At 68.3% G+C, this 15215-nt stretch carries 28 protein-coding genes; 11 read left to right on the top strand and 17 right to left on the bottom strand.

Annotated elements, in window-relative coordinates:
* Positions 1–148: 148 nt before the first annotated feature.
* The 13 genes from OIE13_RS05820 to OIE13_RS05760 form a co-directional block, all read right to left on the bottom strand.
* Entirely contained in the window at positions 149–2305 is a 2157-nt protein-coding gene (locus tag OIE13_RS05820) for an FtsK/SpoIIIE domain-containing protein (RefSeq protein ID WP_326829655.1), read from the bottom strand.
* Positions 2302–2604: a hypothetical protein gene (locus OIE13_RS05815; protein WP_326646032.1), complete on the bottom strand. Its 303-nt coding sequence runs from the start codon at positions 2602–2604 to the stop codon at positions 2302–2304. Before OIE13_RS05815 ends, OIE13_RS05820 begins: the two co-directional genes overlap by 4 nt.
* Positions 2604–2753 (bottom strand): hypothetical protein, encoded by a 150-nt coding sequence (locus tag OIE13_RS05810; RefSeq protein ID WP_326646031.1) that lies wholly within the window; start codon positions 2751–2753, stop codon positions 2604–2606. The genes OIE13_RS05815 and OIE13_RS05810 overlap by 1 nt, the downstream gene beginning before the upstream one ends.
* Complete coding sequence (locus tag OIE13_RS05805) at positions 2750–4165, bottom strand: hypothetical protein (protein ID WP_326829654.1); 1416 nt, start codon at positions 4163–4165, stop codon at positions 2750–2752. Before OIE13_RS05805 ends, OIE13_RS05810 begins: the two co-directional genes overlap by 4 nt.
* A gap of 81 nt (positions 4166–4246) precedes the next feature.
* On the bottom strand, positions 4247–4552 hold the full coding sequence (locus OIE13_RS05800; RefSeq protein ID WP_326646029.1) for an HU family DNA-binding protein: 306 nt from the start codon (positions 4550–4552) through the stop codon (positions 4247–4249).
* A 110-nt stretch (positions 4553–4662) separates the two neighbouring features.
* On the bottom strand, positions 4663–4818 hold the full coding sequence (locus OIE13_RS05795) for a hypothetical protein (RefSeq protein ID WP_326646028.1): 156 nt from the start codon (positions 4816–4818) through the stop codon (positions 4663–4665).
* Positions 4819–5089: 271 nt separating this feature from the next.
* Positions 5090–5374, bottom strand: coding sequence for a hypothetical protein (locus OIE13_RS05790; RefSeq protein ID WP_326829653.1), 285 nt, complete (start codon positions 5372–5374; stop codon positions 5090–5092).
* A complete protein-coding gene (locus OIE13_RS05785; RefSeq protein WP_326829652.1) occupies positions 5371–5502 on the bottom strand; it encodes a hypothetical protein in 132 nt (43 codons plus the stop codon). Before OIE13_RS05785 ends, OIE13_RS05790 begins: the two co-directional genes overlap by 4 nt.
* Positions 5499–5627 carry a hypothetical protein gene (locus OIE13_RS05780; RefSeq protein ID WP_326829651.1) on the bottom strand — a complete coding sequence of 43 codons (129 nt, stop codon included), beginning with the start codon at positions 5625–5627 and terminating at the stop codon, positions 5499–5501. Before OIE13_RS05780 ends, OIE13_RS05785 begins: the two co-directional genes overlap by 4 nt.
* The gene (locus OIE13_RS05775; RefSeq protein ID WP_326829650.1) at positions 5624–5833 is read right to left on the bottom strand and encodes a hypothetical protein; all 210 of its coding nucleotides are present in this window, start codon (positions 5831–5833) and stop codon (positions 5624–5626) included. The genes OIE13_RS05780 and OIE13_RS05775 overlap by 4 nt, the downstream gene beginning before the upstream one ends.
* 106 nt (positions 5834–5939) lie before the next feature.
* Complete coding sequence (locus OIE13_RS05770) at positions 5940–6062, bottom strand: hypothetical protein (RefSeq protein WP_326829649.1); 123 nt, start codon at positions 6060–6062, stop codon at positions 5940–5942.
* Complete coding sequence (locus tag OIE13_RS05765) at positions 6059–6316, bottom strand: hypothetical protein (protein ID WP_326829648.1); 258 nt, start codon at positions 6314–6316, stop codon at positions 6059–6061. The genes OIE13_RS05770 and OIE13_RS05765 overlap by 4 nt, the downstream gene beginning before the upstream one ends.
* A gap of 75 nt (positions 6317–6391) precedes the next feature.
* On the bottom strand, positions 6392–7003 hold the full coding sequence (locus OIE13_RS05760) for a hypothetical protein (protein ID WP_326829647.1): 612 nt from the start codon (positions 7001–7003) through the stop codon (positions 6392–6394).
* Between the two features lie 207 nt (positions 7004–7210).
* Here OIE13_RS05760 and OIE13_RS05755 point away from each other — a divergent pair, with 207 nt between their 5' ends.
* The 6 genes from OIE13_RS05755 to OIE13_RS05730 all read left to right on the top strand — a co-directional run bounded on the left by OIE13_RS05755 (position 7211) and on the right by OIE13_RS05730 (position 11081).
* Positions 7211–7498: a hypothetical protein gene (locus OIE13_RS05755; RefSeq protein ID WP_326646020.1), complete on the top strand. Its 288-nt coding sequence runs from the start codon at positions 7211–7213 to the stop codon at positions 7496–7498.
* 159 nt (positions 7499–7657) lie between these two features.
* A complete protein-coding gene (locus OIE13_RS05750) occupies positions 7658–8950 on the top strand; it encodes a helix-turn-helix domain-containing protein (protein WP_326829646.1) in 1293 nt (430 codons plus the stop codon).
* A gap of 10 nt (positions 8951–8960) precedes the next feature.
* A complete protein-coding gene (locus OIE13_RS05745) occupies positions 8961–9338 on the top strand; it encodes a hypothetical protein (protein ID WP_326646018.1) in 378 nt (125 codons plus the stop codon).
* Positions 9339–9388: 50 nt separating this feature from the next.
* Entirely contained in the window at positions 9389–9973 is a 585-nt protein-coding gene (locus tag OIE13_RS05740; RefSeq protein ID WP_326829645.1) for a hypothetical protein, read from the top strand.
* Positions 9961–10515, top strand: coding sequence for a hypothetical protein (locus OIE13_RS05735; protein WP_326829644.1), 555 nt, complete (start codon positions 9961–9963; stop codon positions 10513–10515). Before OIE13_RS05740 ends, OIE13_RS05735 begins: the two co-directional genes overlap by 13 nt.
* Positions 10512–11081 carry a hypothetical protein gene (locus OIE13_RS05730; RefSeq protein ID WP_326829643.1) on the top strand — a complete coding sequence of 190 codons (570 nt, stop codon included), beginning with the start codon at positions 10512–10514 and terminating at the stop codon, positions 11079–11081. Before OIE13_RS05735 ends, OIE13_RS05730 begins: the two co-directional genes overlap by 4 nt.
* Before the next feature lie 187 nt (positions 11082–11268).
* Here OIE13_RS05730 and OIE13_RS05725 read toward each other — a convergent pair whose 3' ends face one another.
* Positions 11269–11721: a hypothetical protein gene (locus OIE13_RS05725; protein WP_326829642.1), complete on the bottom strand. Its 453-nt coding sequence runs from the start codon at positions 11719–11721 to the stop codon at positions 11269–11271.
* Between the two features lie 273 nt (positions 11722–11994).
* Here OIE13_RS05725 and OIE13_RS05720 point away from each other — a divergent pair, with 273 nt between their 5' ends.
* From OIE13_RS05720 to OIE13_RS05710, 3 genes are read left to right on the top strand one after another with little or no spacing between them, the layout of a single operon-like run.
* Positions 11995–12270, top strand: a complete 276-nt coding sequence (locus OIE13_RS05720; RefSeq protein WP_326829641.1) for an AbrB/MazE/SpoVT family DNA-binding domain-containing protein — start codon at positions 11995–11997, stop codon at positions 12268–12270.
* Positions 12271–12273: 3 nt separating this feature from the next.
* Positions 12274–12579, top strand: coding sequence for a hypothetical protein (locus OIE13_RS05715; protein ID WP_326829640.1), 306 nt, complete (start codon positions 12274–12276; stop codon positions 12577–12579).
* Positions 12580–12605: 26 nt separating this feature from the next.
* Positions 12606–12809, top strand: a complete 204-nt coding sequence (locus OIE13_RS05710; RefSeq protein ID WP_326829639.1) for a hypothetical protein — start codon at positions 12606–12608, stop codon at positions 12807–12809.
* 60 nt (positions 12810–12869) lie between these two features.
* Here OIE13_RS05710 and OIE13_RS05705 read toward each other — a convergent pair whose 3' ends face one another.
* Entirely contained in the window at positions 12870–13046 is a 177-nt protein-coding gene (locus OIE13_RS05705; RefSeq protein WP_326829638.1) for a hypothetical protein, read from the bottom strand.
* Complete coding sequence (locus OIE13_RS05700; RefSeq protein ID WP_326829637.1) at positions 13043–13258, bottom strand: hypothetical protein; 216 nt, start codon at positions 13256–13258, stop codon at positions 13043–13045. The genes OIE13_RS05705 and OIE13_RS05700 overlap by 4 nt, the downstream gene beginning before the upstream one ends.
* Before the next feature lie 98 nt (positions 13259–13356).
* On the opposite strand from OIE13_RS05700, the gene OIE13_RS05695 reads away from it, so the two are divergent.
* On the top strand, positions 13357–13602 hold the full coding sequence (locus OIE13_RS05695) for a GntR family transcriptional regulator (protein WP_326830266.1): 246 nt from the start codon (positions 13357–13359) through the stop codon (positions 13600–13602).
* 259 nt (positions 13603–13861) lie between these two features.
* On the opposite strand, the gene OIE13_RS05690 is transcribed toward OIE13_RS05695, so the two are convergent.
* Entirely contained in the window at positions 13862–14386 is a 525-nt protein-coding gene (locus OIE13_RS05690; RefSeq protein ID WP_326829636.1) for a hypothetical protein, read from the bottom strand.
* Between the two features lie 175 nt (positions 14387–14561).
* Between OIE13_RS05690 and OIE13_RS05685 the strand changes: the two genes are divergently transcribed.
* On the top strand, positions 14562–14969 hold the full coding sequence (locus OIE13_RS05685) for a GntR family transcriptional regulator (RefSeq protein WP_326829635.1): 408 nt from the start codon (positions 14562–14564) through the stop codon (positions 14967–14969).
* Positions 14970–15215: the final 246 nt, after the last annotated feature.

The following is a 15215-nucleotide window of genomic DNA, read 5'->3' as shown; positions in this document are numbered from 1 at the left end:
AACCCGGTTAGTGATCCCACTGCGGGGTTAAGTCGCCGCAATCGCGGCCATGACCTGCGGAAAGTTAGGACGGTTAGCCGGTTAGCGCCAGTTAGGTCCGGGCCTCTCAGACCCTCCCAGAGAGGGTTTCGAGGGGTGGGCCGTCACCTCACTCACTGGCCTCGCGTCCCGCCATGGCACGTCGCACGTCGGCCGGATCGAGCAGCAGAACGTTGCCCTTGTTGATCACTCGCACCCCGTGCTTTTGCGTCAGGACCTCACGCAGCCGGACGCCGGTCAGCCCCGCGTAGCCGGGCCAGCCCGGAGCAAGATCCCGCAACAGGGCGGGGACGTCGGACAGCTTGATCCGCTCCCCGTCCGCATCGAGCACCTCGTCCAGGTCGGCCAGCAGGTCTCGCGCCTCCTCGACCGCCGCAGAGCTGCGCGTGGTCACCTTCGCGCGGCGGGCCTTGGCCCGGGCGGCGACCTTGGCGGCGTCCTCGGTGGAGACGTAGTGCGTGCGGATCGTGATCGACGCCTGGCCGGGGGCCATCTCCACTCCGTCGCCCGCCACGACCACGGTGCCCTTGTCCAGGCCCTGACGCAGCTTGTGCGGGGCGGCGCCACCATCGATGGCCTTGTCTCCCAGCGCCATGCGGGCCTGCTCCTCGGAGCCCACGACCAGCGACGCCCGGATGTGGGCGCCTTCCCGGACCAGCTTGGGAAGGTTCTGGTCGGTGGGGTCCTGCGTGCCCTGCCACAGGGTCACGTCCACGGCCCGCCCCTGGTTGTGGATCTTCCGGACGGCCCGGAAGTAGCGGCTGGTCGCCTTGGTGCCGCCGTAGGGGTTGCCTGCGTCGTCCTTCTCCGGGCACATGAAGGCGACCTGGGCCTCGTCGACCATCAGGATCAGCGGGTCGAACTTCGAACCGGGTGGGGCGAGCAGCCGCCGCTCCATCTCCGCCACGCCCGCCTCGACCATCTTGGTCGCGGCCACGACGTGGTCGTCCGTCGGTCCCTGAATCAGCACGGTGGCCAGGTCGTTGAACATCGCCCAGTCACCGACGCCCTTGAGGTCGGCGATGCGGAACTCCACCCGGGAATCGAAGGCCAGCCACAAGGCCAGGGCCCGCATCGCGGCGGTCTTGCCCTGGTTGGACAGGCCCGTGATCAGCAGGTGCCGCTGGTGCAGGCTGATCCGCGCGGCGTCGCCCCGCAGGTCCTGGCCCCACGGCGCCCGGTCGGATGCGTAGCTGGCCCTCATGCCGGCGTCGGTGACCAGCGGAGAAGGGCCGATCGGCTCGTCCAGCGCGCCGGAGTCGGCGATCCATAGCCGCACCGTGCGCGCGGCCTCGGGCTTGGTGATGAACAGCTCGTGCTCGTGCCTGCCCAGGTTCTCGGCGAGCTTGCGCCGCTTCTTCTCGACCTCTTCGGTGGAGACTCCCGAGGGCAGCATCACGTCCACCTCGACGCCGCATCCGGCGATGCGGATCGGGCCGAGCATGGCCGCTCCGGCGTCCCCCATGTCCTGGATGGCCTTGCGCAGCGGGGAAATCCCCAGGTCACGCAGGGCGACGACCACGATGGACGGGGTGATCACCACGGACTCGGCCTCACGCTCCCGAGCGGGGGTCATCCACTGAGGGCGAGCGCCCCGGCGGCGGCCCTCCCGCCACGCGCCGACGAGCATCCAGAGCGGCAGCAGGAACCAGGTGTACTTCAGGATCGTCAGCAGCAGGCGGAGCGCGCCCCCGGCGACCATCCAGACCGCGCCGAAGTCGGCGACACCGGTCGCCCACATCGCGGTGGACAGTGCCAGCAGCAGCACCAGCGCCCCGACCAGCGAGATCCCCAGCATCTTCGCGACGTTCAGGGCCACCCTCGGCAGGTCCATGAGGCGGGCGTGGCGCTGGTGGACGGCCCGCTCCTTGCGGTCGATCCACTCGGCGAGCGCCTCGCGATCCCCCATGGCCTCGGCAGCGCGGATCTGCCGCCGGTAGACGCCGAAGGTGAGGCCGTCGGCGGCGCGGACTGCCCAGGAGTGCCAGCCCTGGGCGACGGTGAACGCGGCTACGGCGGTGACCTGGGCGGCCTGCCGTACGGCCGGGGACGGCTGGACGACGACGTCGCGGCCGGCGATCCGGACGGGCAGGTATCGCGGGGCGGGCTCGTCGTCAATGATTTCGCCCTCGTAGACCTGCTGTTCCAGTTTGGCGCTGTGCTGCGTGGTCGGCTCCAGGTCGGTGCTGTGCTCGGTGCCGGGGAGGGGCGGGGCGTCCGCAGCGTCACGGACAATGTGCAGGTAGGGGCGCTGGGACTCGCTCATGCTGCACCTCCCGCCCGGAGTTCAGGACCGCCGCCGAGGGTGGCCAGGCCGACGGCGACGACGGCCAGGACGCTGCCGACGCCGTAGGCGGTGTGCCAGAGCAGGCGGCACACCGTGGCCAGCAGCAGCAACGTCAGCACGACGGCGACCTGCAGGGTGCGGGCGGTGACCCGCGGCCAGCCAGCGCGTTGGAGGGTGGCGCGCATCTCGGCGCAGGTGCGGGCCTGGGCGGTGGTCGGCCTGGTCGACGCCAGGGCGAAGGCCAGCAGGCCGAGCAGCAGGGTCAGGGCGGTGGACATCACGCCTCCTTCGGGCGCTTGAAGTAGAAGGCGAAGCCAGAGCGGTCGGAGTTGTAGGCGGCGGAGACGAGCTCCCAGCCGTCCGCGCCGAGCTCGTTGAGCTCGTCAGCGGAGCAGTTGCCGCGGGCGAGGTACTCCCAGCGGGTCATGACGCACCGCCCGCCGAGCCCACAGCGGTCATGTCGATGTCCTCGGCGTGGACACTGTGAGAGCCATTCGCGGTGACCGGATCGGCGGGCGACTGGACGACGTTCGCGGGCAGGAACCGGTAGCCCTTCGCGGTCATCTCGGCGCGCGCCGCCTGTACACGGAGCCGTGCCCAGCCGCGGCTGAACTTGTACCGCTCGACGACATCGCCGTAGGTCGGCGTGCGGCCCTTGCGGATGCACGCCCTGATCCACTTCTCGGCGTCGCGATTGTCCTGCTCATCGGGGCGATCCCGATCACTGTCCGGGTCGTCATCGCCAGCGTCCGAAGTGACCGCGGCGGTGACCGGCGCCGGGTCGCTCGCGGGGACCTCCGGCGAACACTCGATCGTCGCCGAGGTGTTCACGGCATCGTTCGCGGGAGCGACCTCGACGGTGACCGGTCCGGTGACCGCCTGGGTGACCTCGCGGGCAACGATCGCCGGTGCTCCGATCGTCGCGCTGGTGTTCACGGCGTCGCGCGCCGCCTCCAGGTCGGCGATGACCAACTGCGTGACCGTGAGGACGTCGCCCTGGGCTCGGATCAACCCGTCCCGGGCGTCCCCGAGGCCCCGCCACGCGGCGTCCATCGCGCTCATCGCACGGATCTCAGCCAGGGCGACTTGCGGGGAACGGATGTCCTCGGCGACTCCGTACTTGAAGGCGGCCCAGGTCTCGGCGCGCAGGGACGGAATGACCCAGCGCAGCAGCGGGAAGCGCAGCGGCCTCTGCTCCAGCAGGCCCTGTTCGCGCATGCTCTCCCAGTGCCGCCACTGGGAGTAGATCTGCCACAGCACCGGGCTGAGGACGGAGGCGGCGCCGAACACGCCGGCGAACTCCTTGGTCTCGATCAGGCCGGAGTTGTGGCTGTAGTTGAAGAGGCCGACGCCGACGCCGATGGCGTAGGACAGCAGGCGCAGGCCGTACGCACTGAACCCCTTGATCATCTTGTCGTGGGCGAGATAGCCGACGTTCACCGCCACCGACTCGACCACGACAGCCAGCGGGACGGCCTGCCACCACTTCCAGTCCAGGCCGTACATCAGGGCGAGGATCTGGCCGAGGACGGCGGCGGCGTTGACGCCGATGTTCGCGGCGGCCAGGACGACGGCGAGGCTGATGCGCTGGCGTAGGGTGCGGCGCTGGTCGCGGCGCTTGGCTGCGGCGGTGGTGGTCTGCTCGTCGAGCTGCGCGCGGAGGCGGGCGTGCTCGCTCTCGGTTTCGAGGCGCTCGCGCTCAGCCTGCTGGCGGGCGCGCTGCTCATCGATGCGGGCGCGGGCGGCGTCGGCGCGGCGCTCAGCGCGGGAGCGCCACAGGCGCCGACTCGGCTCGGCGCGCTCTGGCGCGGCCGGGGCCGTGTCCGTAGCGTGCTCCATAAGATCCTTCTCCTGCTTCTGTCAGGTGCGGGGTCGAGGGCGGAGGTCGGCGGTGGAGTCGCCGGCCTCCACCCGCTTGGGTTAGGCGGGGGTGAGCGCCTGGGACCGGCTCTCGTTGACGAGGCCCTTGAACCCGGCGCCGGGCTTGAACTTCGGCGCCCGGGACGCGGCGATCGTGATCTGGGCGCCGGTCTGCGGGTGTCGGCCGGCGCGCTCGGCCTTGTCGACGGTGTCGAAGGTGCCGAAGCCCGGGAGGGTGACCGGGTCGCCGGCGGCGACGGCCATCGGGATGACGTCGAGGATTCCGTCGAGGACCTTGGCGACGGTCTTCTTGTCGATGCCGTCGATGTGCTCGGTGACGGCGGCGACGAGCTCGGTCTTGTTCATGGTCGTTCTCCTTCGTTCTGGGGTGTTCCGTTTTGTTCCGCGCCCGAGGCGGGTGCGGTGGAGCTGGTGCTCCGGACACGCGCCCGGTCGACCGGGCGCGATCCGCAACATCAGCGCTTGCGGGCCTTCGGGTTGTTGCTGATGACCTTGGCTTTGGCCAGCTCAGCAGCGGCCCCAGCCTTGTCTCCCTTCTCGTGGGCCAGCAGGTACTGTGCGGCGGACTTGACCAGGGTTTCCATCGCCGCGTCGGTGTACTTCTTGCTCATGCGCTTCTCCTGTCGGTGTGGAGCTGGTGCTCCGGACGCCGTCCGACCGTGGGGCCGGGCGGCATCCGCAACGTCAGCGGACAACGAGCTGGTCCTTGCCTAGGTGGATGGTCTGTCCTGGGGTGACGGTGTCCGCCTGGTGACGGTGTCCGCCTGGTGACGGTGTCCGCCTGGTGGCGGAGCTTGGCGGCGGTGTCGCCTGTGGCGGCGTACGACCGGGCGATGAGGAGTTTCGCGGCGGTCTCCGGCGTGATCGTGGCCATGTCGCCCCTCAGGTCTGGTTCGGCTTCGGCATGGCCCGGCACTTCTCGGCGTGGGACTGCGCCCACTCGCGCGCCTTCTGAGCGGCCAGGTCGCTGCGCTCCTCCTCGTGGTAGGTGCCGTCCACGTGGGTGCCGCTCTGGTACGTCCAGCCGAAGCCCTTCCGGGTCGGGCATCCGGTGCAGGCGGCCTCGGTGCGGTTCACTTCGTGGTCCTCGGTCAGGTCGACGGTGGCGCCGCCGACGGTGAGGTACCGGGCGATGACACCGGCCGGCCACGCGGTCTCGCTGCTCACTTCATCCTCCTGGGCGGGTTGGTGCGGGCGGGGTCGTCCTGTCGGGGGCGGGGCTCGGGCTGCGCCATCGCGGAGTCGAGCTGGTTGAGGGCGGTGAGGGTGGCGGCGAGCCGCTCGGCCGGGGTCACCGGTCCTCCTCGTAAACCCAGCGGGGGACGATGCCCTCGCCGCCGCAGAACTCGCAGCTCCCGTTGCCGCCGCACTCCTGGCAGGTGGCGGGGTTGTCCTCGTACCAGGGGGTCGTGCGCTTCACCGCTCCTCCTGCAGGGTGAGGAGGGCGGCGCGGGCGTCCCGCTCGCGGCGGATCTTGGCGAGCTGGGTGGAGGTGTACGGCTGGTTGCCCGCGCCGTCGGGGTCGGGGTGGTGGAGCTGCGTCTCCAGGTAGGCGCGGGCGGTGGCCTCGTCGGCGGCCCGCACCGCGCGGGCACCGGCGGGCGTGTCGAACGTGAAGCGGGGCATCACTTGCCGCCTTTCGGCTTGCTGGTCTGGAGCGGCTGGCGGGCCTGCTCGGCGGTGGTGGCGCGCTCGGTGGGGCTGTGGAGCGGCTTGGCCGGGGTGTGAGAGCTCATCGCTTGCCCGCCTTCCTGCAGGTGGGGCAGGTGCAGGAACTGGTGGTCACGGTGGCGCTGGGGCGGGTCATGGCCTGGGTGAGGGTGGCGAGGGTCTGGGTGATCTGGTCGGCGGTCACGCGGCCACCGCCGTCCGGGCCGCGTCGACCAGGTCGAGCAGGGCGCGGCCGTAGGTCTCGGCCTGGTCGAGGGTGAGCTCGTCGCGGGTGTTGCTGTAGGCGAGGACCATGGGGCCGTCGTCGGTGGCGCTGAGGTAGACGCCGTCCACCTCGGTGCGGCGGCGACAGAAGCCGTCCTCGGGCTGGGCGCCGGTGTAGTGGTCGGTGCACCAGACCTGACAGGGTCGGGCCGGTGCGGGAGTAGCCTGGAGCATGGTTCTCCTCTGGTGTAGTCAGGGCGGGGATCACAGGGCCTGTTCGGTGTTGCTGCACCGGCAGGCCCACTTCGTTTAGGAGGCGGCGACCAGGCCGCGCCGGGCGGCGTCGTCACGGATCGCGGCCAGAAGGGCGACGTTCTCGGGGGTCGCGCAGTGCTTGACCTTCTCCTCGGCCTGGGCCAGCTCGAACGCCAGGTACTCCCGGGGGATCTTCGGGACGAAGTCGAGGTCGTGGGCGTGCAGGACGGCACGCTTGGCCTCGTGGTCGGTGACGGCCTGGTGGACGGCGCTGGGCGTGAGGTCGGCGTCCAAGCGGATGACCTCGGCGCGCGTGGGGGTGAAGTGCAGGTCGCCGTGCTCGACGATGCAGATCGAGGCGGGTCCGGTGTTCGGCTGCTCGCTGATGTAGATGCGCTGCTTGATGGGCTCATGCTGGTCGGCGACGGGGGCGGTCACCGTCTTCCCGGCGGCGCGGGTCGCCTGGATGGCCGCGTCGAGGGCGTCGCGCAGCTCCTCGGCCCACTGCAGGGTGAGCATGTGCCCGGCCGGGGCGCAGCCGATCTGGCGAACCACGATGGAATTCCCCTGGAGGTGGACCTCGCTACGCACCGAGCGGCGGTGCGGGTCGTTCGGGACGACGATGGGGAACTCGGCGGCGCTGGCGGCCGTCGTGCTGTGCTGCATGGTTCTTCTCCTTGTTGCGGTTGGTTTCCGGGGTCGAGCTGGTCAGGCGGCCCGGGGGGCCGCGCGAGTGGTGACCTGAAGGCTTTTGGCCACCAACATCTTCTTGACCGAAACTTGTGTCCGGACTTCCCTTCCGGAACTCTGTTGCGCTCATGACGTTAGCGCACAGGTGTAGGTTCCGCAACTGTGTTCCGGTAGTCTGTTCTCATGACCGAGGAAATGAGCCCCCTGGCGCTGCTCGACGCGACTACCACCCGATACCGCCAGACGGAGCAGGCCCACGAACACGCGAGGCAAGAGGTGGTGGCCGCCGCCCTGGCTGCCCTGCGCGCAGGAGAGCGGCCCACCGACGTCGCTGAGCATTCGCCGTTCACCGACTCCTACATCCGGCGCATCGCTCGAGAGAACGGAATCAAGGCACAGCCACCGGGAGGCAAAAGGGCGCGGCAACACACCGGACACATCGAGGCCGAGACGGGACCGACTCATACCTGAACTCCCGAGGTCGCGCGGCATTTCCTGTCCCTTTAAGGGGACCGCGACACCACCCGGAGTAGCCATGAACGGACACCACACCAGCGCTGAACCAGCACTGAATCTCCACTAGCGCGAGCCGAGAACCCCGGCAGACTGGATCTCAGTAAGGAGATCGCCGTGGAAGTTGTAGAAACGTGGACCGGCGCCCTGGCCAAGACCCTCCGCCAGGCCTACCACTACTCCCAGGAGGGGTTCGCTGCCCGACTGGGGGTCTCCGCGCGCACCATCGCGAAATGGGAAGAGTGCCCGGCGATGCAGCAAAAGCCGGAGCAACAGCAGATCCTTGACGTCCACCTCTGGCAGGCACCAGACCACGTCAAGGCCCGCTTCGCCCTGCTGATCCAGCAGCAGGCCACGAAGCCGCAACCCGTACCCCAGCAGGAGTGGACCGATGACGACATGAACCGCCGCGAGCTACTCAGAATCTTCACCATGGCCGGTGCTGTCATCGCCACCCCCCAGGCAGAGCAGGCACTCGACCTCGACCGGATCGCAGCCCGCACGGGCAGACCTGACGCCGAAACGGCCACCCAGTACGAAATGCTGAACAGTCACCTGTGGCAGGTGTTCATGCTCGCCAGTAGCAAGAGCAAGGTCTACCCGCTCGTACAGGACCACCTCGCCGCGCTCGTCGAGAGCCTCCAGCGTTCCGCCACCGAGGCCACCCACCGGCGTCTGTGCGCGCTCGCCGGCGACCTGTTTCAACTCGCTGGCGAGATCCATTTCGATGCCAACCAGTACACCGACGCCGCTCACTGCTACAGCCTCGCCGCGTCCGCCAGCAGAGAAGCGGGCGCCTACGACCTGTGGGCGTGCGCGGTGACTCGCCATGCCTTCATCGGTGTCTACGAACGCGAGTACGGCAAGGCCGTCCCGATGCTCGACCTCGCCACCAACCTGTCTCGCCGCGGCGACAGCGGCCTTTCCACCCGCCATTGGGTCGATGTGGTCCGCGCCGAGGCCTTGGCAGGACTCGGCGATTTCGACGGTTGCCAGCGCGCCCTTGATGCGGCTGAACATGTCCGCGATCTGACCGGTCAGATCCACAACGGCGGTTGGCTGCGCTTCGACGGCAGCCGTCTCCACGAAGAGCGTGGCGCCTGCTACACGATGCTTCGACGGCCCGACCTCGCCGAAGTTGTCCTCGTCGACGCCCTTACTCACAACCTGTCCGCCCGCCGCCGCGCCGGCGTCCTCGTCGACCTGGCCGCGCTCGGCGTGCAGCGAGGCGAGATCGACAAGACGCTCGAACACGGCCGAGCCGCGCTCGAGCTCGCACGCCGCACTGGATCGGGTGTCATCGGCCAGAAGCTGCGCGGCTTGCAATCGCACCTGGCCGATGTGACGGACAACCAGGTACGCAGTTTGAACAACGACATCGCCGAGCTGGCCACGGTCAGCGGAACCTGAAGGAGCCACCGTGCAGGAACCTGGCCGTACTTTCCGCGAAGCGTGGATCGACGGAGTGAAGAAGCACTTCCCTGGCGAGCCGAAGCCCGGCTACGTCACGCCGTGGGAGGAGACGCCTGACTGGGAGCGCTCATGCGCCGCGGCGGTTGAGGAGCAGGTGAGCGCGTTCATCGCGGTGACCGCCCGCCAGACGGCGAAGCTGACCCGGGAGCAGCGCGGCCGGTTCATCGCGATCTGCTGGATCGGCCAGATCTTCAAGCACATCCCCGCCCCGAAGCCGGCGTACGTGGCCGACTGGGATGACCTGCCGGCGTGGCAGCGGGAGACGGATGCCGACATCTTCGACCGTATCGAGCAGGCGAGCCAGCGCCCCTCGTTGGCCGATTGATCAAATTACATAAGGCGGGCCTGGCCGGTGCGTCAACACCGAACAGGCCCTTGAGCCCCACCTGGGATCAGCAGGAGGAGACCCGTGGTCACGATATCGCCGTGCGCTCAGACGTGCATATTCGCGCGCCTGAGCGCAGGAGTCTGATGGGCGTCCGTTTGATGGTCGAAGTCCTCGACCATGCACCCGAGACCCTCACACCCCGCGAGCGCTGGGCGCTGATCGCCATCGCCGAGGACGCGCGAGACGAGACTCGTCTGTGCCTCAAGGGCGTCGAGAGCAACCCGACGCTTGTTCGCCGCATGCGCACGGGGCGCACCGAGCGCGCGGCGATCATCGCGGGCCTCATCGACAAGGGCGCCCTGGAGCGGGTGAAGCGCGGCCAGATGCATCAGCACGCCGTCTTCCGGATCCCTCCGCTCACGGCTGCCCAGGGTCCGGAAACCCCGGATGCTGAGCCACCCCCAGCATCCGGGAAACCCAGACGCTGGACGATTCCCAGGGTCCGGATTCCGCTGGCCCAGGGTCCGGGAATTGCCCTCCCAGGGTCCGGGAAACCCGGATGCCTTCCCCTCAGTCCCCTCAAGACCCCTCATCTCTCTCTGGCCACGAGCGCATCGTCATGGACGCCCTGAGCCACCTCGGGGTCACCGAGGACGAGATGAGAGAAGTGATCAAGGAAGTTCACAAAACGAGCAAGGTCAAAATCGAGAAGCCAACCCCGTACTTCCGGGCCATGGCCAAGAACAATGACCTTCCGGGCTACCTGGCCGACGTTCGCGCCGCAGCCGCTCGCCGCGCCGCCTACGCCGCCCGCCAGGCCCAGCCGCCGCCCGCCGCCCCCAAGGAACCCTCACAGCCCTCGGTGACGCCCGAGGAGAAGGAGGCCCTGCTCGCCGCCACCCGCGAACTCCTCGACGCCGCACGACGCTCACAGGGCCAACGACGCCCCACCAGCCCCACCCGAGTAATCCCCCAGCGCATCCCCAACGACGTCCTGCGCGCGGTCACCGCCGCCGACGCCGCCCGCGCCGAACTCCTGCAAGGTGGGGACTTCGACCGATGGATGAAGGCCGCCCGGGAGAAACTCGGCAAAGACGCCGACCGCGACGAGGCCGTGATCCTCGCCGCTTCCCTCCGCCGAACCACGACCCCTGCCCTCGGGAGCCCAACATGATCAAAGCCGCCGAAGCACGCTGGCACGCCCACTACCACCCCTCGCAGGAGCAACACCTCATCGTCGGGTGGAACGAACACGACGGATCACCGATGATCGTCCACCCGACGACGGGAGTTCTCATCCCTGCCGCCGACTTCACGACGGACGACGGCCACGCCCTTTCCGGCGTAACCGACGAGACCGAGAAAAGGCAGCAGAGGGATGAGAACTTCCGTCGAGGCGCTCGACTCTTCCTCGCTTGGCGGAAAAACGACGCCGAAGCTCTTGCCGCGCTGTGCGCTGAGGCGGACGCCCATAGACCCCGCCCCCTCAGCCTCATAACCGGCCTTCTCCACTTCTTTGATGTCTTCCTCGAAGACATCAAGTACGTCCACGACATCGGAAGCGAGACTCCGCCGACACCAGAGCAGGACACCCCCGTGCGCAGCGCGGGAGACCCTTCCGCTGCGGTCGATCAGCAGCTCGCCGTGATCCGCGACGACCTCGCCGCGCTGAAGACCAGCCAGGATCAGCTCCGGGAACTCCTGGCCCGACTCGCCACCCGGCTCGACGGGGCCACGTAGAGTCCGGGCGCACGATCGCCCAGCGCGGCGACCTCTCCGACTACCTGTTTCACTCCGGCCTACGGGCCGGTCTCATTGCGGAGAGGACGGCCATCGCCCGCGAGAAGCTCGGCGAGACGGCCGGACGGGATGAGGTGGTTCTCCTCGCCGCCGAGCTAGCGCGCGCAGGGATGCCCTCACCTCCGGCTCACTCCGAGGCGTCCCTGTAGCGCCCTTCTCGCCAGGCTTGGACATCCTCCGGCCACTTCGTCCACCACGACTCGGAGGCGGCGTAGCGCACGTACAGACGCCAGCACGTCTTCACCAGGTCGTCGAGCCAGAGCTGGCCAAGGGTGTCCCACCCCCCGGCAACGAAGGAGAACCGGCGCCCGATGGGTTCGTGAAGGCGACCTGAGTCGCCACCGAAGAACATCAAAAGGTATTTGACCAGTCCCATGATCTCTCTGGGTTGGGGGTTGGGCTTGTGAAGCGCTGGCATGTTCCCGATCAGGTTCCTGATCACGTAGTCGCTGTAGTCCGCATTGCTCGGTGGTCGATCTTTGTCGGCGACCGCCTTCCAGAACTCCTGGTCGTCGGGGCCGGGCAGGAAGCTAAGGAGATTGGAGAGGTGTCGCAGGTCAGGATCGGTATGGGTGGTCACACCGTCATCGTGAGCGAGCGATGGCAGATTGCAATGCCCCCACGGGAAACGTCCGAACCCGGCCAGCGGGCCGATGCACGGCAGCGGATGCCTCGGTCCCGCGAACGAGGGGATCATCCGCTCGGCAAAGGCACTGCACGGGGCAAGTAAGGCAACACTGTCCGATTTGAGGTAGTTCCGTGGAACACATTCCCTAGACGAGAACGTTGGAAAGTGCGACAGTCGAACTGGAAGCAGGATCGCCGACCACCTGCAACCGGAAGGATCACAGCCGTGAGCCGCACAACGTTGCGAAGGAAGGGGCAGCTCACGCTGCCACCAGAAGTCCGGAAGGCATTGAACGTAGACGCTGGCGACGAGGTCGAGTTCGACATCATCGAGCCAGGCGTCGTTGTCCTGCGCGGGCTGAAGATGATCCCCGCTGACCAGGCATGGTTCTGGAACGAGTCGTGGAACGCGGGCGAGCGCGAGGCGAGCAAGGACATCGCCAACGACCGTGTCACCCTGCACAAGTCAGTGGACGACATGTTCGACCACCTGGGCGGGTGACCGGTGGCCACGTTCATGACCACGACCCGCTTCGAGAAGGACTACGCCCTACTCGACCCCAGCGACAAAGATCGTTTCAAACGGACAGTCAAAGAGCAGTTCGTGCCCGACCTCATAGACCTCCCACGCGGCGGACGCTTTCGCCCCGGCCTGCGCGTCAAGGGCATTCAGGGCGCGTCAGGAATCTTGGAGATGACCTGGGCGCCCGATGGGCGGGCCACGTTCGAGTTCGGACCACCCGAGCGAGGAAACGAGCCACACATCATCTGGCGTCGCGTCGGAACGCACGACGTATTCCGAAGCCCCTGATCGGATGCGCCACCTATCCTGAGTCCATGCCGTACATCGAGGAGCGCGTCTCCACCGTCGAGACCGACATCGCCGAGATCAAGGACCGGCTCGGCGTCCTGGAACGGTCGGTCGGCAACATCGAGAAGACCCAGGCCCTCATGCGAGACGACGTCGCCGACCTCAAGGCCGGGCAGATCGAGATCCGCGACCTGCTCGCCCGCATCGTCGCCCGCCTCGAAGGCGTGTAACCGCCCCCTGCGCACCACGAAGGCCCCCGCCCTACTCGCCAGGGCGGGGGCCTCCGTCGGTCAGCGCGTCACACCCCCCAGCTTCTCCATCGGCCCGAACTGGCTGTCGACCCAGCCGAGCGTCCCCCGGGCCGCGCCGTTGAGGAGCTCGATCACCACCTCGCCGTCCTTGGTGTAACCGGTGTCCAGCCAGAGACGCCCTTCCCGGTCGGTCCATCCGGGGATCGGATCGCTCACCACTCCTCGATCCGCTGCTGCTCCTTGAGCTGGACGGCCAGCTCCTCCACGGTGGTGCCGCACACGGTCAGCGCGGCCCCTTCGGTCATGTGCAAGTCGGGGGACCATCGCCGCCGATTGGCGTAATAGTCGCCCGGGGTGCCATCGAATCGGATGCCCCGCCAGAACAACCACTCAGGGTGATCGACTGCGAGCTGTTCGAGATCAGTCATGGCCACACGGTAGTGGCCTTAACCACGGTTAACCATGCTCAACGTTGGTACTGCGTGAGTATCCCCAGGTCAGCATGGTTGCTTACGGTTAAGCAGTGATGATCGAATGGCGGCCGAACGCGCCGAAGTGGGCGCAGATCGCGGAGATACTGCGCGAGCGGATCGCGGACGGCACCTATCCTGTGGACACGCAGCTGCCGTCGCAGCATGAGCTGGTCCGCGAGTTCGAGATCGCCCCGAACACCGCTCAGAAGGTCCTTACCCGGATGCGCGAGGAGGGGTCGGCGTACTCGGTGCGCGGCGTCGGCACGTTCGTGGCCGCCCGCCAGGAGCCAGCCGAGTAGCCCGGACAGAAGAGCCCCGGCAGCGAGCGGGCCGGGGCTCCCGCGACGTCCTATCCTGGCTCCATGGCTTTGACTCGGCGATGTCACCAATTTCCGGGCCCGACGGCCCGGTCTCATTGCGGCACCGTGCGCAACCGCGGCACCTTCGTCCGCGCCGCCACCGTCGTCGAGGTCGCTGCGGACTCCTCCGAGATCCGCGTCCAGTAGCCGGCGCAGTGAAGAGCCCCGGCGTCGAGGTGCCGGGACTCTCACGTCTGGACTACTGGAGCAGGATGTTCACCGGCGACCCGGCAGCAGCACACAGGGGGCGTACGGTATTGATCGACGTGCCCACGGTGGCCACCTCGTCGGCGACGTCCATCGTCCCCTTCGGTGCAGCCAGGAAGTCCTCGACGGTGCCGCCGAGGACTGCGATGGCGGCCGCCGTGCGCTCCATGGCCTGGCGGGTCTCACCGTCGGCCAGCTCCGCGGCCTGGCGGACATCCTTCTCGCCGTCGCGGGCGACGACTCGCAGGGCGAAGGGTACGTAGCCCCCGTTCTGGCTCTCGGCGACGGTCTTATCCAGCCATTCCAGGGCGGCCACGTATTGGCGGCAGGCGGCGGCGGTGAGGGACCAAGAACCGGGAGATGGCGGTGAGGCCGGTCCGGCGGCCACGTATTGGCGGCAGGCGGCGGCGGTGAGGGGGTTCGAGGTCGCGCTCGGCGAGGGGGGCGGCGCGGCGGCCTTCGTGCTGGAGCACCCGGCAAGCAGGGCGATCAGGGCGATGGGGACGACTCTCCGCATAGTGACTCCTGGTGATAGATCAGGGGCGGAGAGTAGACGCCGACGGTCAAGGAAGGGTTGTCCGAAGAGCGGCGAACCAGGGAAAGCCAAGCACCTGTCTACACACCTGTCCGTGCTAGTCCGTGACCCTGTACGCCAATATGGAGCCGGAGGGCCGCACCCCTACCGTCAGACCGTGCGCGAGATTGATCATGATGCCGAGACGCCCGTGTACCGCCAGGTCGCTGACACCATCCGGCGGGACATCCAGACCGGCCAGTTCCAGCCGCGCCGCCCCCTGCCCTCCGAGATTCACCTGCAGCAGCGTTTCGGAGTGGCCCGCGACACGGTCCGAAAAGCGATCAGCCACCTCGCCTCGCTCGGCCTGGTACGCACGGTGCCCGGACGGGGAACGTTCGTGCGCGCGCCGGAGGTCACCGTGATCGCTCCGGAGCCGGGCATGCGCATCTTCACGCGGCCCCCTACGGACGCCGAGGGGGCGGAACTGGGCCTCGGAGAGGGTGTGTGGGTCCTGGTGGCCGAGAGGGCCGACGGAGGCGTTGAGGTGCTTCCTGGGGACGCGGCGGAGATCCGGCTGGAATAGCGAGAGGCCCCCGCGGTGGAGCGGGGGCCTCTGCCTGGCCGCGAGGCGAGGGCGACTCCCCTGCGCGGCTGTACCGGGACCCTATGGGGGTGTCGCTATTGCGGTCTACCCCTTGGTATGTATCGGTCGGGTCTCTTGTCTACGTAATGTGACGGGCCACGAGATCCATGATCGTGCGCATCTCATGCGCAAAGATCTTGGAAAACGGTGACTCGCACTGACGCACGCTGAAACATGACGTGTTGC

The organism is Streptosporangium sp. NBC_01810, from assembly GCF_035917355.1.
Taxonomy (GTDB): Bacteria; Actinomycetota; Actinomycetes; order Streptosporangiales; family Streptosporangiaceae; genus Streptosporangium.
Note: the sequence above shows the minus strand (reverse complement) of the source record. Positions and strands in the feature narration are given on the sequence as shown.

Bases quoted from the DNA above. Each gene is read 5' to 3' on its own strand.
- OIE13_RS05765 (WP_326829648.1), bottom strand. From the start codon at position 6,316: ATGCTCCAGGCTACTCCCGCACCGGCCCGACCCTGTCAGGTCTGGTGC.
- OIE13_RS05775 (WP_326829650.1), bottom strand. From the start codon at position 5,833: ATGCCCCGCTTCACGTTCGACACGCCCGCCGGTGCCCGCGCGGTGCGG.
- OIE13_RS05800 (WP_326646029.1), bottom strand. From the start codon at position 4,552: ATGAACAAGACCGAGCTCGTCGCCGCCGTCACCGAGCACATCGACGGC.
- OIE13_RS05815 (WP_326646032.1), bottom strand. From the start codon at position 2,604: ATGTCCACCGCCCTGACCCTGCTGCTCGGCCTGCTGGCCTTCGCCCTG.
- OIE13_RS05760 (WP_326829647.1), bottom strand. From the start codon at position 7,003: ATGCAGCACAGCACGACGGCCGCCAGCGCCGCCGAGTTCCCCATCGTC.
- OIE13_RS05730 (WP_326829643.1), top strand. From the start codon at position 10,512: ATGATCAAAGCCGCCGAAGCACGCTGGCACGCCCACTACCACCCCTCG.
- OIE13_RS05810 (WP_326646031.1), bottom strand. From the start codon at position 2,753: ATGACCCGCTGGGAGTACCTCGCCCGCGGCAACTGCTCCGCTGACGAG.
- OIE13_RS05690 (WP_326829636.1), bottom strand. From the start codon at position 14,386: ATGCGGAGAGTCGTCCCCATCGCCCTGATCGCCCTGCTTGCCGGGTGC.
- OIE13_RS05735 (WP_326829644.1), top strand. From the start codon at position 9,961: ATGGACGCCCTGAGCCACCTCGGGGTCACCGAGGACGAGATGAGAGAA.
- OIE13_RS05710 (WP_326829639.1), top strand. From the start codon at position 12,606: ATGCCGTACATCGAGGAGCGCGTCTCCACCGTCGAGACCGACATCGCC.
- OIE13_RS05795 (WP_326646028.1), bottom strand. From the start codon at position 4,818: ATGAGCAAGAAGTACACCGACGCGGCGATGGAAACCCTGGTCAAGTCC.
- OIE13_RS05805 (WP_326829654.1), bottom strand. From the start codon at position 4,165: ATGGAGCACGCTACGGACACGGCCCCGGCCGCGCCAGAGCGCGCCGAG.
- OIE13_RS05695 (WP_326830266.1), top strand. From the start codon at position 13,357: ATGATCGAATGGCGGCCGAACGCGCCGAAGTGGGCGCAGATCGCGGAG.
- OIE13_RS05755 (WP_326646020.1), top strand. From the start codon at position 7,211: ATGACCGAGGAAATGAGCCCCCTGGCGCTGCTCGACGCGACTACCACC.
- OIE13_RS05820 (WP_326829655.1), bottom strand. From the start codon at position 2,305: ATGAGCGAGTCCCAGCGCCCCTACCTGCACATTGTCCGTGACGCTGCG.
- OIE13_RS05700 (WP_326829637.1), bottom strand. From the start codon at position 13,258: ATGACTGATCTCGAACAGCTCGCAGTCGATCACCCTGAGTGGTTGTTC.